Origin of the sequence: Streptomyces sp. BE20 (assembly GCF_036322525.1) — a bacterium.
In the GTDB taxonomy this organism is placed as follows: Bacteria; Actinomycetota; Actinomycetes; order Streptomycetales; family Streptomycetaceae; genus Kitasatospora.
In genome coordinates this window covers 49,314-64,398 of sequence record NZ_JAQYWW010001203.1, presented here as the reverse complement: position 1 = coordinate 64,398, position 15,085 = coordinate 49,314, and the positions used below count along the sequence as shown (strand labels likewise).

14 protein-coding genes are annotated in these 15,085 nt (G+C 72.7%); 4 read left to right on the top strand and 10 right to left on the bottom strand.

What is annotated here, in order from left to right; translation table 11 throughout:
• From PUR61_RS38910 to PUR61_RS38890, 5 genes are all read right to left on the bottom strand, one after another.
• On the bottom strand, positions 1–2,001 hold the full coding sequence (locus PUR61_RS38910) for an AAA family ATPase (RefSeq protein ID WP_329884626.1): 2,001 nt from the start codon (positions 1,999–2,001) through the stop codon (positions 1–3).
• Positions 1,977–3,338: a cytochrome P450 gene (locus PUR61_RS38905; protein ID WP_329884624.1), complete on the bottom strand. Its 1,362-nt coding sequence runs from the start codon at positions 3,336–3,338 to the stop codon at positions 1,977–1,979. The genes PUR61_RS38910 and PUR61_RS38905 overlap by 25 nt, the downstream gene beginning before the upstream one ends.
• 733 nt (positions 3,339–4,071) lie before the next feature.
• Positions 4,072–4,395, bottom strand: a complete 324-nt coding sequence (locus PUR61_RS38900) for a DUF6087 family protein (RefSeq protein WP_329884622.1) — start codon at positions 4,393–4,395, stop codon at positions 4,072–4,074.
• Between the two features lie 93 nt (positions 4,396–4,488).
• Positions 4,489–4,809: a DMT family transporter gene (locus tag PUR61_RS38895; protein ID WP_329884620.1), complete on the bottom strand. Its 321-nt coding sequence runs from the start codon at positions 4,807–4,809 to the stop codon at positions 4,489–4,491.
• Between the two features lie 80 nt (positions 4,810–4,889).
• Positions 4,890–5,309, bottom strand: coding sequence for a DMT family transporter (locus PUR61_RS38890; protein ID WP_329884618.1), 420 nt, complete (start codon positions 5,307–5,309; stop codon positions 4,890–4,892).
• Positions 5,310–5,459: 150 nt separating this feature from the next.
• On the opposite strand from PUR61_RS38890, the gene PUR61_RS38885 reads away from it, so the two are divergent.
• Positions 5,460–5,939, top strand: coding sequence for a MarR family winged helix-turn-helix transcriptional regulator (locus tag PUR61_RS38885; RefSeq protein WP_329884616.1), 480 nt, complete (start codon positions 5,460–5,462; stop codon positions 5,937–5,939).
• 144 nt (positions 5,940–6,083) lie between these two features.
• Here the strand turns inward: PUR61_RS38885 and metG are convergent, their stop codons facing one another.
• The 3 genes from metG to PUR61_RS38870 form a co-directional block, all read right to left on the bottom strand.
• Entirely contained in the window at positions 6,084–7,814 is a 1,731-nt protein-coding gene (gene metG / locus PUR61_RS38880; protein WP_329884614.1) for a methionine--tRNA ligase, read from the bottom strand.
• A gap of 178 nt (positions 7,815–7,992) precedes the next feature.
• Positions 7,993–9,114, bottom strand: a complete 1,122-nt coding sequence (locus PUR61_RS38875) for a damage-control phosphatase ARMT1 family protein (protein WP_329884612.1) — start codon at positions 9,112–9,114, stop codon at positions 7,993–7,995.
• A gap of 104 nt (positions 9,115–9,218) precedes the next feature.
• On the bottom strand, positions 9,219–9,389 hold the full coding sequence (locus PUR61_RS38870) for a DUF397 domain-containing protein (protein ID WP_329884610.1): 171 nt from the start codon (positions 9,387–9,389) through the stop codon (positions 9,219–9,221).
• A gap of 501 nt (positions 9,390–9,890) precedes the next feature.
• Between PUR61_RS38870 and PUR61_RS38865 the strand changes: the two genes are divergently transcribed.
• A complete protein-coding gene (locus tag PUR61_RS38865; RefSeq protein ID WP_329884608.1) occupies positions 9,891–10,088 on the top strand; it encodes a hypothetical protein in 198 nt (65 codons plus the stop codon).
• Positions 10,089–10,187: 99 nt separating this feature from the next.
• On the opposite strand, the gene PUR61_RS38860 is transcribed toward PUR61_RS38865, so the two are convergent.
• The gene (locus PUR61_RS38860) at positions 10,188–10,790 is read right to left on the bottom strand and encodes a GNAT family N-acetyltransferase (protein WP_329884606.1); all 603 of its coding nucleotides are present in this window, start codon (positions 10,788–10,790) and stop codon (positions 10,188–10,190) included.
• 126 nt (positions 10,791–10,916) lie between these two features.
• The gene (locus PUR61_RS38855) at positions 10,917–12,200 is read right to left on the bottom strand and encodes an adenylosuccinate synthase (RefSeq protein ID WP_329884604.1); all 1,284 of its coding nucleotides are present in this window, start codon (positions 12,198–12,200) and stop codon (positions 10,917–10,919) included.
• Positions 12,201–12,326: 126 nt separating this feature from the next.
• Between PUR61_RS38855 and PUR61_RS38850 the strand changes: the two genes are divergently transcribed.
• Together PUR61_RS38850 and purF are read left to right on the top strand one after the other, a co-directional pair.
• Positions 12,327–13,187: a diacylglycerol kinase gene (locus PUR61_RS38850; protein WP_329884602.1), complete on the top strand. Its 861-nt coding sequence runs from the start codon at positions 12,327–12,329 to the stop codon at positions 13,185–13,187.
• A gap of 290 nt (positions 13,188–13,477) precedes the next feature.
• Positions 13,478–15,061 carry an amidophosphoribosyltransferase gene (purF, locus tag PUR61_RS38845; RefSeq protein WP_329884600.1) on the top strand — a complete coding sequence of 528 codons (1,584 nt, stop codon included), beginning with the start codon at positions 13,478–13,480 and terminating at the stop codon, positions 15,059–15,061.
• The last annotated feature ends 24 nt before the right edge of the window (positions 15,062–15,085 follow it).

Below are 15,085 nucleotides of genomic sequence, written 5' to 3'. Positions count from 1 at the left end.
TCAGCGGGGGCCGTGCAGCTCCTGCTGCCACAGGGCGTCGCAGAGCAGGTCCAGGCCCTGGCGCAGGTGGCGCCGGTAGGTGCCGTACGGGAGGCTCAGGCGCCGGGCGGCGGCCTCCTGAGTGGGTGCGCCGGAGAAGTACCCCGCCGTCAGGGCCTCGCGGGCGCGCACGCCGCGCGGGTCACGGGCGAGGTCGTCCACCGTCCGGCGCAGCAGGGCGCGCAGCTCCCCGACGGGGTCGGCGGAGTCGGCCGCCAGGCGGGCGCGCAGCAGGGCGCAGGCGGCGAAGGCGTCGGTGTCGCGCCAGTGCGCCAGGGCCTCGCGCACGTCCTGGTCGAACACGCTGCGCGAGACGCCCGACGGCCCGGCCCGGGTGGGCACGGCCGTGGCCGATATGAGGTGGCGGAGCCAGATCTCGACGGGCACCTGGCGCCAGTCGACGCCGAACAGGCCGTAGGTGTGCTCGCCGACCCGCGGCCGGGCGCCGGTGTCGGCGAGGCTGCCCTTGACGCGCGCGGCCCAGGTCTCGGCGTCCCGCCAGACGGCGAAGCCGTAGGCGCGGCCGCGGGCACGGGCCGACTCCGCCTGGGCGCGGGAGCTGCTCAGGTCGATGACGCGCGAGGGGACCTGGTACCGCTCCGGGTAGACCGAGAAGCGGCTGATGCCGATGTGCTCGCCGGGCCGCACCGGCGCGGTGGCGTCGGTGTACTCCCAGGCCGCCGCCACGACGGGGTCGGTGGCCAGGTCCTCGGGGTCGGCGGGGGCGGGCAGGGCGAGGCGGGCGGTGAACGCCACGACGCGGCCCGTGCTCACCAGGCGGTAGACGCTGAAGGACTGCGGCTGGCGTTCCGCCCAGTAGCGGACCAGCTCGGCGGAGGCCGGGCCCTCGGTCTGCTCGGCCATCCGCAGGACGACGTCGAGGTCGTCCGGGTGCAGGGGCCGGTCGTGCACCTCGTCCTCGCGGGACCAGGTGCGCAGCCGCGCCACGATCTCCCCCTCCCGGAAGAGGTGGAAGAGTTCGTCGGTGACGGTCCAGACCCGTTCCTCGGGCGCCTCGCGCAGCAGGCGCAGGTACTCCTCGGCCAGTCGCCGGCGCATCGCCACGAAGGCGTTGGGGGCGCGCCAGCGCAGGTCGGCGGCGAGGGTCTCGCGCGCGGCGTCGTGCGGGTGGAGCCCCCGGTGGGTGGACTCCATGAAGGGCAGGTCCCTGAGCCAGGTGAAGAGCGGGTGGGCGTCCTCGTCGGGCAGTACGGCGGCGAGCAGTTCCTCGGAGGTCGAGTAGGCCTGGGCCGCCACCTCCAGCGCGCGGCGGTGGGCCGCGGTCGGCACCTCGCCGATCAGGCCCGACAGCAGGGTGCGCAGGACGTCGGCCGACGGCGCCCAGACGTCCTCCCGGCTCCAGTCGGCGGCCCTCGCGGCAGCCGCGAGGGACAGGGCCAGTGGGTTGCCTCCGGCGAAGCGGAGGACCCGCTCCCGCAGTTGGGGCAGGACCTGCGCCGCGGTCAGCAGGCCGAGGGCCTGCTCCTCGGTGAACGGCTCCAGTTCGCAGACGTGCAGGAGTCCGGCCCAGGCGGGATCGGCGGTCCACTGGGGCTGCGGTGCGAGGCGGCCCGCCAGGACCACCAGGGTGTCGTCGGCGGCCCCGGGCAGGAACCGCTGCCAGAGCCAGCTCTCCAGCCACTGGCAGTGCTCGAAGGAGTCGACGACGAGGACCGTGCCGGGGACCTCCAGGAGGGGAGCGGCGGCGCGCCGGAAGTGGTCCGGGTCCCGGCTCACGAAACGGCCGTCGAGTTCCAGCACCGGCCGCGCCGCCGCACGGGCGCGGTCGGCCATGCACCGCAGCAGTGTCGACTTGCCGATGCCGCCCGGCCCGGACACGTAGAACGCGAACGGCGCCGGCGGATCGCCGGCCAGGGCCTGGGCGAAGCGGCCGAGTTCCTCGTCCCGGCCGATGAAGGTCCGGACGCGTGCGTTGCTCAGTCGCTCTCCGACGGACGCCATGACGGCTCCTCTCCGCGGGTGGTGGTCGTGGTTCGGGACGGCCTCGTGGTCGTGGTCCGGGAAGGCCCCGGCCGGTGGGGAGCCGGGAGCGGGAGGGGCGTTCGGCCGGGGACGGCGGCGTCCTCGTGCACGGGGGTGAAGTCCAGGGACAGGGCGGCGGGGCCGCGGGTGTACAGGCCGGTCTCCCGGTAGCGGGAACCGGGGCTGTGGCGGACCCGGTCGAGCAGGGGGAGCAGCAGCGCGGCCACGGTCTCGATCTCGGCGCGGGCGAAGGCCGCGCCGACGCACTGGTGGAGCCCGGTGCCGAAGGCCAGGTGCTGGGCGGCGGCGGTGAAGGAGCGGGCGGTGCCCAGGTCCGGGCGGTGGAGGTCGAAGGTGTCCGGGGCGTCGAACGCCTCGGGGTCGCGGTTGGCCGCGCCGATCAGGCAGAAGACGGTGGCGCCCGCCGGGACGACGGTGCCGGCGAACACGGCGTCCCGCTCCGCCTGGCGGGGGACGAGCTGGACGGGCGGGGTGTAGCGCAGGGTCTCGGCGATCGCGGCGGGCAGCAGGGCCGGGTCCCGGCGGACCTGCGCCATCTGCTCGGGATGGTCGATCAGGTGCTTGAAGAGGTAGCCGAGGGTCTTGTCGGCGGGCTCGACGGCGGCCACCAGAACGTTGATGATCAACGCGGTGACGTCGCGGGTGCTCATGGTGATGCCGTCGAACTCGGCCGTGCAGAGCGTCGATATCAGGTCCTCGCCGGGGTGACGGCGGCGCTGCTCGATGACCGGGACGAGGTAGGCCTCCAGCTCCAGGGCGCGGTCCAGGCAGTGCCGGCGGCGTTCGTCGGTGAGGGTGATGGCGGTGACGAACTCCCCTATCCCGCCGAGCCAGGCGGCGACCTTTCGCCAGTCCTTCCGGTCCAGGCCGAGGATCTCCAGCGTCACCTGGACGGCGAAGGGCTTGCCGAAGTCGTTGACGAGGTCCATCCGCCCCCGGGGGAGGAAGGGCGCGACGAGCTCGGCGGCGTTGGCGCGGATGGTGCGTACCTGGTCCTGCAGGGCCTGTCCGGTGAAGCCCCGGACGACGATCTTTCGTTTGGCGGTGTGTTCCGCCCCGGTCATCTGGGCGAGCACCGGACCGCGCATCACCGGCTCGGCGCGGACCTGCAGCGTCTCGGTGGTGAACGCCTCATGGTCGGTCAGTACCCGCTTCACGTCCCGGTGGCGGGAGAGGAAGTAGCTGTCGACCGCCGGCTCGTAGTGCACCGGTGACCGGTCCCTCAGCCGTGCGAAGTGCCGGTGGGGCGCGGCGGCGAACTCCTCGGACAGGATGCTGAAGCGGGGATCGACCATGGCGGGGGCGGTCCTCTCGGGAAGCGGGTGCACGGGGAGCGCCGGGGCGGCAGGGCTCGGGTGACGGGGGCCGGGTGACGTCGGCTCGGGTGACGGTGACGTGGGTGACGGGGGCTCGAACGGCGGCGGCTCGGCGGTGGCTCGACAGCGGCTCGGCGGCGGTGAGCATTCCGGCCGGGGCGGTCGGCGGCGTTCGGCCGGTGAGGGTCCCGCCGGGGCTTTCAGGCGGGCGGGAGACCGCGCGTGGTTCTCCGGCGACCGGGGCCGGGGTCCGGGGGAGGAAGGGGAGCCCGGTCGACAGGGGAGAGGCGGCGCGCCCGGCCCGCCGGTGCGTGCCGGGGGCGGTGTCCCGCGGCTCCGCGCACCGTGCCCGGACGACAGGGATCCAGTCCCTCGGTCGTGGCCGGGCAGACAACTCGCGCTCTGGGCACCGTGGTCGGTTCCTACGTCGGGATCGGGGCGGCCGATGGGATCCACCGTCAGGATGGCTCGACGCCGACCCACCCTGAGATTGACGTGGGCACTATAGCCCGAAGGCCGATCGGCCGGACGGCGCCCGATCCGGGGAGCGGACGGTTCGTCCTGGAAGGATGACGGGATCGTCGGTGTACCGTCGCGGGGCTCGTGGCGCCCGGCGTCCGTATCGCGGCGATGTGCCCGGTCCCCGGTCGTGCGCCGGGCAGGTGCGGCCCGGCGCGCCCCGGCGGGGCCAGGGAGCGCGGCGGGCCGGGCGCTACCGGTCCGGCTTCCGGTGGCGCCCGGTTCCCTTGCGCAGCAGCGGTACGGGGGTGTCCGCCTGAGGGAAGACGGTGGCCGGCCCGGCCGCCTCGTCGGGCCGGACGATCAGCGGGTACGCCTCGGCGTAGCTCTCCGCCACCGCGACCGGCTGCCAGGCGAAGCCGTCCCACTCGACGACCAGTCTCGGTACGTCCCGGAACAGGTGCGCCCCGCGCCGCGGCCCGGGTGCCAGCGTGATCGCGTCGCGCGTCCCGGGGGCCCGTCGGCGGCGTGCCCGCCGCGCGTACCACTCGGCCAGCGGCTCGTCCTCGGCGTCCATCGCCGCCTCCCTCGGGGATCGGTCGGGGACGGCCAGTCTTCCCGATCCGGATCGGGCGGACGATTCCACGATCGGGTGAAATCGCCTGGGGGATCAGACTCCTGACGCCAGCTTCAGCGTGACCACCCCCGCGATGATCGAGGCGAAGGAGAGCAGTTTGGGCAGTGTGATCCGCTCCTTGTAGATCAGCGCGCCGAGGACGACGGTGCCGATCGAACCCAGCCCCGTCCAGATCGTGTACCCGACGCCGACGTCGAGGGTGCGGAGGGCGAGGCTCAGCGTGTAGATCCCTCCCGCGGCGGCGGTCAGGGTGAGGACGGAGGGCCAGAACACGGTGAAGCCCTTGGTGGCGTTGGTGCCGAGGGCGAAGACGATCTCGAAGACGACGGCGATCGCGAGGAAGGCCCAGGCCATGACGGTGCAACTCTCTCTCGTGGGGCGGTGCGGGGTGTGGGGCGCGGAGCGCGGGGGCGGTGCGGGTGCCGACAGGGCGGTCAGCCGGTGGCGACGGTGGCCGCCGGGGCCGGTGCGGCGGGCTGCTGCCCCGCCTGCCCGGCCTGCTGCTCCGCCGCTCCGGCGGCAGTGGCCGTCCGGCCGAGCCGGTCGGCCAGCTTGAGGCCCAGGACGCCGCCGATGATGAGCACGAAGGCGACGGCCTTTCCGGCGTTCATCTCCTCGTCGAAGATCAGGGTGCCGAGGAGGACGGTGCCGACCGAGCCGATTCCGGTCCACACGGTGTAGCCGACGCCGACGTCGAGGGTCTTGAGGGCCAGGCTGAGGAAGAAGATTCCGCCGGCCGCGGCGCCCGCGGTGAGCAGGGACGGGCCCAGCACGGTGAAGCCGTGGGTGGCGTTGGTGGCGAGGGCGAAGACCACCTCGAAGACCGAGGCGATGAGCAGGTAGATCCAGGCCATGGGAAGGACCTCTCGGGGCTTGGTTGTTGCATGTATGTGCAAGTACATCGACCTGGGCAAGAGCATGCATGTACAAGTAACATCGTGTCAACCCGTTTCGCCCCGCCCGCCAGACCCGCCCGCCAGACCCGCAAGGCCAGGGAGCGCCCGATGTCCACCCGACCCAGCCCAGCCGCCCCCGGTGCGGCCCCCGACGCCGCCGGGCCGACCGCCGACACCCGGATGTGGGGCCGCCTGACGGCCCTGCACGCTCAGGTCGAGGGCCGGCTCGCCACCGTCCTCCAGCGCCGACACGGACTCGGCCTCTCGGAGTACCGTGCCCTCGGCCTGCTCGCCGAGGCGCCGAAGAGCGAACTGCGGATGCAGGACCTCGCGACCGGGCTCGGCCTCAACCAGAGCTCCGTCACCCGCCTGGTCGCCCGCCTCAACGCTGCCGACTTCACGTACCGGGACCTCTGCCCCGACGACAGGCGCGGCGTCTACACCGTCCTCACCGAGGCCGGCCGCGCCCGCCACGGGGAGGCGCGCACCACCTACGAGGAGAGCCTCACCGCCGCCCTCGACGAGGCCGCCACCGCCACCCCCGACCTCGTCCCGCTGCTCGCCGCCGCCCGCGCCTCCCTCGGCTGAGCGGGGCCGGGGCCGGGGCCGCACCGGGAGACGGCGCGGCCGCCCGCCCCCGTCCGGGACGGAGTCGTGCGGCCGCGTCGTCCGGGTGCCGGCCACCCGGTGGCGCTCGGTCCGCGCCCCACCTGCTTCCCGCCCGCTCCCCGCCTACTCGCCGCCGCCGAAGCGCTCGGCCCAGGCGGCCAGGTCCTCGTCCGTGATCTTCGCGAACAGCACCGGCGGCACCGTGAACGGCGTCCCGGCCGGCACCGCGTCCAGCGCCCGCGCCTCCTCCGCGCTCACCCAGCCGCAGGTCCGCGCGGGGGCGTCGGCCGGCAGCGCGAACGCCGCGCGCATGGCCTCCGCCGCCGTCGGGACGAACGGCTCCGAGACCACCGCGTACAGGTGGATCAGGTTCATCGCCGTCCGGAGCGTGAGGGCCGCCGCCTCCGGGTCGGTCTTCACCTGGAGCCAGGGGGCCTTCTCGTCGAGGTACGCGTTGCCGGCACTCCACAGCGCCCGCAGACTCTGCGTCGCCTTGCGGAAGTTGAGGGCCTCCAGCTGCGCCTCGTAGTCGGCCAGCAGCTCGGCGATCTGCGCCCCCAGCCGCTCCTCCGGCTCCGCCGCCGCGTGCCCGGCCGGCACGTCGTCGCCGAACCGCTTGCGGCTGAACGAGAGCACCCGGTTGACGAAGTTGCCGAGAGTGTCGGCGAGGTCCTTGTTGACGGTCGAGGCGAAGAGGTCCCAGGTGAAGCTGGAGTCGTCCGACTCGGGCGCGTGCGCCATCAGGAAGTAGCGCCAGTAGTCGGCCGGCAGCAGCTCCAGGGCGACATCCGTGAAGATGCCGCGCTTCTGGCTGGTGGAGAACTTCCCGCCGTAGTACGTCAGCCAGTTGAAGGCCTTGACGTAGTCGACCTTCTTCCACGGCCGGCGCGAGCCGATGATCGTCGCCGGGAACATCACGGTGTGGAACGGCACGTTGTCCTTGGCCATGAACTCGGTGTACCGGACGGTGCCGTCCGCCTCGTACCACCAGGACCTCCAGTCCCGGGTCTCGCCGTCGGAGGCCGCGTCCGACCACTCCTTGGTGGCGCCGATGTACTCGATCGGCGCGTCGAACCAGACGTAGAAGACCTTGCCGGCGGCTGCCAGCTCCGGCCACACGTCGGCCGGCACCGGGACGCCCCACTCCAGGTCGCGGGTGATCGCCCGGTCCTGGAGGCCCTCGGTCAGCCACTTGCGGGCGATCGACGAGGCGAGCACCGGCCACTGGTCACCGTGCTCGTCGACCCACTGCTCCACCTGCTCGGTCAGCTTCGACTGGAGCAGGAACAGGTGCTTGGTCTCCCGCACCTCCAGGTCCGAGCTGCCGCTGATCGCCGACCGGGGCTCCAGCAGGTCCGTCGGGTCCAGGACGCGCGTGCAGTTCTCGCACTGGTCGCCGCGCGCCTTGTCGTAGCCGCAGTGCGGGCAGGTCCCGACGATGTACCGGTCCGGCAGGAAGCGCCCGTCGGTGACCGAGTACACCTGGCGGATCGCCCGCTCCTCGACGAACCCGTTGGCGTGCAGCTCGCGGGCGATCTCCTGGGTGATCTCCCGGTTCTGCACCGAGGAACTGCGCCCGAAGTGGTCGAACGACAGCCGGAAGCCGTCGTACACCGCCTTCTGCCGGTCGTGCGCCCGTGCGCAGAACTCCGCCACCGGCAGCCCGGCTTCCTGGGCGGCCAGTTCGGCCGGCGTGCCGTGCTCGTCCGTCGCGCAGATGTACAGCACCTCGTGCCCGCGCTGCCGCAGGTACCGGGAGTAGACGTCCGCCGGCAGCATGGACCCGACCATGTTGCCCAGGTGCTTGATCCCGTTGATGTAGGGAAGGGCGCTGGTGATCAGGTGCCGAGCCATCCTCGGATGCTCCGATTTCTCCCGCACGGACCCCTACCCCGGAGTGCCGTGACAGGCGCAGGGTTCTGGGGCCGCGACGGGACCGGCACGCACGCAGGCTCCCGGGCTGCCGCACAGAGCGAGTTCCACTGTGGGCGGGCCCAATCCTAGCGAAGCTCCCCGTGTCCTTCGCTCGTATTTACCGCTGTCCCGCCCCCCGGACCTGGACCAGCGCGTGCCGCCCGTCCGTCCGCCACGCCGTCCCGGAGCGGTCCAGCCGCGCGAGCGTTCCCGGGTCCACCCCCACCAGCACGTCCGACTTGAGCGTGCGCAGCGCCGCGACGGGCGAGGGGAAGTGGTCGACCGTGTCGGCGAACGGCGTCGTCGGCGGCCAGTGCCGGTCGCCCACCAGCCGGCGGTAGTTGAGGTCACCCTTGAGGACGGTGAGGGCCGCACCGCCGAACTCCGCCCGCAGGTCGGCGGGCATCGCGTCGTAGGGCAGCGGCGCGCAGAAGAACGGGTGCGTCCGGACGGCCAGCGTGCCGTCCTCCATCGCCCGCCGGATCCGCCGGCCCGCCGCCGTGCCGTGCAGGCGGCCGACCGCCGCGAGGACGTCGGCCATCGTCGCGTCCGACACGAAGTACGGCCGGGGCTTCACGTACAGGGCGACCCCGGCCGCGAGTCCGCTCGTCAGCAGGTGGTCGATCAGCGCGAGGTCGGGCAGCAGTTCGGGTCCGGCGTTGTCCGCCACCACGGCGACCAGCCCGCCCCGGCCCTTCTCCATCCCGGTCCAGAACGCCGCCGAGTCGTCCACCACCAGCGCGTCCCGTACCGCGTCCCGGCCTTCGCCGGCGGTGACCCGGAACCCCAGGTCCGCCCGGTTCCCCCACAGTGAGGACACCAGCAGCTCCTGCGGTCCGTCGCCGAACCCGTCCACCGCCGCGTCCGCCAACTCGGGTGCCTTGAACGGTCCGAAGGGGTCGATCCCCTGCCAGACGCCGTCCCCGAAGTAGCCGGTGGCCTCCAGCAGCCGCCGGTAGAAGTAGCTCTCCGCCCACAGGAACGGAGCCTCTCCCCAGGGCCGCCCCCAGAGCCCCTCGCCCCAGGCCAGCCACTCGGCGCGGTCGTGCGCGTCCGCCGGCGGCGGCTCCAGTACCCCGGTGGTGCTCTCCACCAGCAGCCGCTCCACTGCCGCCCGTTCCCGAGCCCCGTACGGCAGGGCGGCCAGCACCTGGCCCACCAGCCGCGGATGCCGTTCGTGGAACACCGCCCATGCGAACGACCCGGGTACGTCGCTACGAATCACCGCCACCTCAGCCACGCCGCGACCCTAACCGGCCCCGGCCCCTCCGGCGTCGGCGCCACCCGGTGCGGGGCCCGATCCGGGTGGCGGTCGACCGCTGCCCCGGCGGTACGGGGTGTCGATCAGACGGTGAACTCGCCCTGCTTGACGGCGGCGACGAGGTCCTTCCACTCCTGGTGGGTGAGGACGGCGTGGGGCGCGTCGGGGGAGCGGCCGCTGCGGACGAGGACGGCGTCCGGGGTGATGGTGACCCGGGGGCGATCGCCCGGAGCCTGCGGGTCGTGGTCGTCCATGAGTACTCCCGGGAGGATCGGTGGTGAGGGGCGGCGTGGTTCCGGAGAGCGGAGTGGTCGAACTCGCCGTGCTCGACGCCTCGGCAGTGTGGCGCGCGAGGCGGGTTCGGCGCCACTCGTGGAGGGCGGCAGGCGGGATCCCCTGACGGGGCCGTCGGGGTGCCGAGACGGTTGCTCCGGGATCTTCGTCGGGATCTGCCGGGATCTGCCGGGGCCGTTCGGGACCGGCACCGACGGGCCGGTCCGACCTCTCCGGGCCGGCGACCGGTGCCCTGGTCGGCGGCGGCGGCGCAACCGCCGCCGGGCTCGAACTGCGGTGCGGGCGGCCTCACATGGCCGTGAAGTGCGACGCTCCCCGCCGCCGGTCCGACCGGGACCGGATGCGGCTCGAACGGGTGGGCGGGGGCTTGACCTCGTCGCCGCTTTGGCCGATGACTGGGGTGTGGAACTCATCGGGCTTTGTGGCAGGGCGGTTCGGGCCGTGGCGGCGGTCGATCGCTGATGGCTGTCGTGCTGCTGACGGGACTGCTGGTGTCGGTGCTCTTCGTCGGCGTGGTGGCGCAGATCATCGCGAGCCGTCAGCAGCGGGAAAGGCGCTCCGGCGGAGGGGACCCGGCCTCCGGCCGCTCCTCCACCGGCCGACAGGAGGAGGCGCTGTCGCGCCGCCTTCCGTCGGGGCGGGGGCGTTCGCACCGGTAGCTCTCGGCGGCGCGCCGCACCCGATCGTGAAATGGCCCACCACCGGCCGGTGTTGAGGCCCCCGCACGGCCGCCCGGCTCGCCCCGGGCCCTCGCGCGGTCAGCCCGCGGCCAGCCGCTCCTCCAGGCGCGCACGGGCCGCGGGCCATTCCTCCCTCAGCATCGAGAAGTACGCCGTGTCGCGCCAGACCCCGGTGTCGCGCCGCTTGTCGCGGCGGTGGATGCCCTCGAACGTGGCGCCGAGGCGCAGGATCGCGTTGCGGGAGCGGTCGTTGAGCGCGTCCGTCTTCCAGAACACCCGGCCCATGCCGAGTTCCTCGAACGCGTACGTGAGCAGCAGCAGCTTGGACTCGGTGTTGAGGCCGGTCCGCCACGCCGACCGGGCGTTCCAGGTGCCGCCGATCTCGACCAGTTCGTTCTCCGCGCTGAAGTCGTAGAACCCGGTGATGCCGACGGCCCGCCCCGAGGCGAGGTCGACGGCGGCGAACTTCACGGCCGTCCCGGCGGCGACCTCCGCGAGCCGGAGGTCGAGGATCGCGCCGAGCTCCTCCTCGGTGGTCGGCGCGGCGAACGGGATCCAGCGCCAGACGTCCTGGTCCCGGCCGACGGACGACCACAGCTCGGTGAGGTGGCCGCGGCCGAGCGGCTCCAGGCGCACGTGGCGGCCGGTGAGCGTGACGGGGGCGGGAAGCTTCGCAGTCATGATCGAAAAATAGCGGGCGAATGCACTAGATGCAATGCCGCATTGTCCTAGTGCAAACGCTCAAGGGCAAAGGGGAGCCCTGCGGACACGAGGTCCGCAGGGCTCCCCTCAGCCGGTGGCGGGTGCTCAGACGAACGAGTTGATCTGGATCGTCTCGTACCGGCCCGGGCCGACGCCGATGGCGGAGATGGGGGCGCCCGACATCTCCTCCAGCGCCTTCACGTACGCCTGGGCGTTCTTCGGCAGGTCGCCGAAGGTCTTCGCCCCGCTGATGTCCTCGTTCCAGCCCGGCAGCGACTCGTAGATCGGCTTGGCGTGGTGGAAGTCCGACTGGTTGTACGGCAGCTCCTCGACCCGCTGCCCGTCGATCTCGTACGCGACGCAGACCGGGATCTGCTCCCAGCCGGTCAGCACGTCGAGCTTGGTGAGGAAGAAGTCGGTGAGGCCGTTGACCCGGGTCGCGTAGCGCGCGATGACCGCGTCGAACCAGCCGCAGCGGCGGTCACGGCCGGTGGTGACACCGCGCTCGCCGCCGATCCGCCGCAGGGCCTCGCCGTCCGCGTCGAGCAGCTCGGTCGGGAACGGGCCCGAGCCGACGCGGGTGGTGTACGCCTTCAGGATGCCGATGACCCGGTCGATCTTGGTGGGACCGATGCCGGCGCCGGTGCAGGCGCCGCCCGCGGTCGGGTTCGACGAGGTCACGAAGGGGTACGTGCCGTGGTCGACGTCGAGCAGGGTGCCCTGGCCGCCCTCCAGCAGGACGACCTTGTTCGCCTTGAGCGCCTCGTCCAGCACCAGCGTGGTGTCGGCGAGGAACGGCTTGATCTTGTCCGCGTAGCCGAGGTACTCCTCCAGCACCAGCTCGGCCGGGATGGCGCGGCGGTTGTAGAGCTTGACCAGCAGCTGGTTCTTGTCGTGCAGCGCGGCTTCGATCTTCTGCTGCAGGATCGACTCGTCGAAGAGGTCCTGGACCCGGATGCCGACGCGGTTGATCTTGTCCGCGTAGGTCGGGCCGATGCCGCGGCCGGTGGTGCCGATCCGGCGCTTGCCGAGGAAGCGCTCGGTGACCTTGTCCAGGGTCCGGTGGTACGGCGTGATCAGGTGGGCGTTGCCCGAGATCAGCAGCTTGGAGGTGTCGATGCCGCGCTCGTTCAGGCCGCTGAGCTCGGAGAGCAGCACGCCCGGGTCGATGACGACACCGTTGCCGATCACCGGCGTCACGTTCGGGCTGAGGATGCCGGAAGGGAGCAGGTGCAGGGCATACTTCTGGTCGCCGATGACCACCGTGTGACCGGCGTTGTTGCCGCCCTGGTAGCGGACGACGTAGTCGACGGAGCCGCCGAGGAGGTCGGTCGCCTTCCCCTTGCCCTCGTCTCCCCACTGAGCGCCAACGAGCACGAGTGCCGGCACAGGCGTACACCCCTTCCGGTTGGGGCATCCTGCGTAGGCCGCAGTCTGCCCCGAGATAGACGAAGCCCCTGGCGCAATAGCGCAAGGGGCTCTTGCACCGAGAGATTACCTGAGGAAGGACCGGTTGTGTCGTCCCTGTCCACGCCCGCAACCGGCGGCCCCGAGCCGCTCCTGCTCCTCCTCGACCCGGCGGCCCGGCAGACCGACGGCGAGTCGGTGCGGATCGCGAAGGACGTTCTCTCCGGTGGGGCGGACGTCAAGGTGGCGTGCCCGGAGAGCCCGTCCGAGCTCGACCGGGTGCTTTCGCACCGCGGCCGGAGGCGACCGGTGGTGATCGGTTCCGACCTCGCGTTGCAGCGTGTGCTCCAGGCCCTGCACCGCCAGCGTGAGCTGGGGGCGGACGCGGTGGGCATGGTCCCGGTGGGCCGGGCGGACGGACTGGCGGCGGCGCGGGCGCTGGGTGTGCCGGGGGCTCCGGTGGCGGCGGCGCGGGCGGTGCTCGCGGGGGCGCCGCGGAAGCTCGACCTGCTGGTGGACGACGGCGGCGGGGTGGCGCTCGGCGGGGTGCGGATCCCGGGGGGCGGAACCCGTCGCCCGGTCGGCCGTTCGAGCGGCTGGCGTTCGCTATGGGCGAAACTGGCTGCGGCCGAGCAGGGGACCGTACTCACGCCCGAGGCCGGGGCCGAGAGCAGGGGCGAGCAGGGCGCCCGGGTGCGGGTCGAGGCGGACGGCCGGCTGCTCGCCGACGTCCACCACCCGGTCCGGGCGGTCCAGGTGACGCTGCCGTCCGGCGAGGCGCTCGGCGAGGGCGTCATGGAGATCGTGGTCCGCACGCCCGGCGCCCTGGTGCGGGTGCGGGCGGCCAGTGTCTCGGTGGTCGGACGCGGCTTCGGGTACGAGGCGGACGGCCATCCGGTCGGCCCCGTCCGGGCGCGCACCTGGACGGTCCACCCCGGCTGCTGGGGCCTGCTGCTGCCGGCTGCGTAGTCGCCGTGGAGCGCAGCGCTACCCGCAGGACACCCGGCGTCATCGCACGGCCCGGGTGAGCAGGCTCACGTTGGGCGAACGGCGGCCGAACGCGCGGCGAAGGGTCGTCCGTGCACGGAATGCGCCAACGGGCGCGAACCGCAAGGCCAACCGGGTGCGCGGGGAATGCGGGGCCGCCGAAATCCACCGTGGGTAAGGGGTTTTGTCTACGCGCGTTACCAGCCGACCGCCCGACAATCCCGTCCTCCCGGGTTCCGGAAGCCTGTGCCAACTGCCCTAGACTCGAAGGCGTGCCACGTGGTGACGGAAGACTCAACCACGATCTTCTTCCCGGTGAGAAAGGCCCCCAGGACGCTTGCGGCGTCTTCGGTGTCTGGGCTCCCGGCGAGGAGGTCGCCAAGCTCACGTTCTTCGGCCTTTACGCCCTGCAGCACCGCGGTCAGGAATCCGCGGGCATCGCAGTGAGCAATGGCTCCCAGATTCTCGTCTTCAAGGACATGGGACTCGTCTCCCAGGTCTTCGACGAGGCCTCGCTGGGGTCGTTGCACGGGCATATCGCCGTCGGACACGCCCGCTACTCGACCACCGGTTCCTCGGTCTGGGAGAACGCCCAGCCGACCTTCCGGGCGACCGTCCACGGTTCGCTGGCCCTCGGGCACAACGGAAACCTGGTGAACACCGCCGAACTGGCGGCCATGGTCGCCGAACTCCCCGGTGAGGAGCACGTCTCCCGCTCCGGACGCTCGGCGGCGACCAACGACACCGACCTGGTGACCGCGCTGCTCGCCGGTCACCCGGACCTCTCCATCGAGGAGACGGCCAAGCTCGTCCTGCCCAAGGTCAAGGGCGCCTTCTCGCTCGTCTTCATGGACGAGCACACGCTCTACGCCGCCCGCGACCCGCAGGGCATCCGCCCGCTGGTGCTGGGCCGGCTGGAGCGCGGATGGGTGGTCGCCTCCGAAACGGCGGCACTGGACATCTGCGGCGCCTCCTTCATCCGCGAGGTCGAGCCGGGCGAGCTCATCGCCATCGACGAGAACGGCATGCGCACCTCGCGGTTCGCCGAGGCCCGGCCCAAGGGCTGCGTCTTCGAGTACGTCTACCTGGCCCGCCCGGACACCTCCATCGCCGGCCGCAACGTGCACCTCTCCCGCGTGGAGATGGGGCGCAAGCTGGCCGCCGAGGCTCCGGCCGACGCCGACCTGGTGATAGCGACGCCCGAGTCCGGCACCCCCGCCGCGATCGGCTACGCCGAGGCCAGCGGCATCCCGTACGGCTCCGGCCTGGTGAAGAACGCCTACGTCGGCCGCACCTTCATCCAGCCCAGCCAGACCATCCGCCAGCTCGGCATCCGGCTCAAGCTGAACCCGCTGCGCGAGGTCATCCAGGGCAAGCGCCTCGTCGTGGTCGACGACTCGATCGTCCGCGGCAACACCCAGCGCGCCCTGGTGAAGATGCTCCGCGAAGCGGGCGCCGCCGAGGTCCACATCCGGATCTCGTCGCCGCCGGTGAAGTGGCCCTGCTTCTTCGGCATCGACTTCGCCACCCGTGCGGAGCTGATCGCCAACGGCATGACGATCGAGGAGATCGGCCGCACGCTCGGCGCGGACTCGCTCTCCTACATCTCGATCGACGGCATGATCGAGGCCACCAAGCAGCCGAAGGACCGGCTCTGCCGGGCCTGTTTCGACGGCGAGTACCCGATGGAGCTGCCGGATCCGGCGCTGCTCGGCAAGCTCCTGCTGGAGGCCGAGATCAAGGGCGGCCAGCAGCAGCCGGCGGTCCGCGGCAAGCCGACCAGCGGCAGCGACCTGGACGGCGTCCAGTCGCTGCTCGGCGGGGCGGGCGCGGCCGACGCGCTGCGCCGCCCGTAACGACCCGACGGTGGGGTCCCGGAA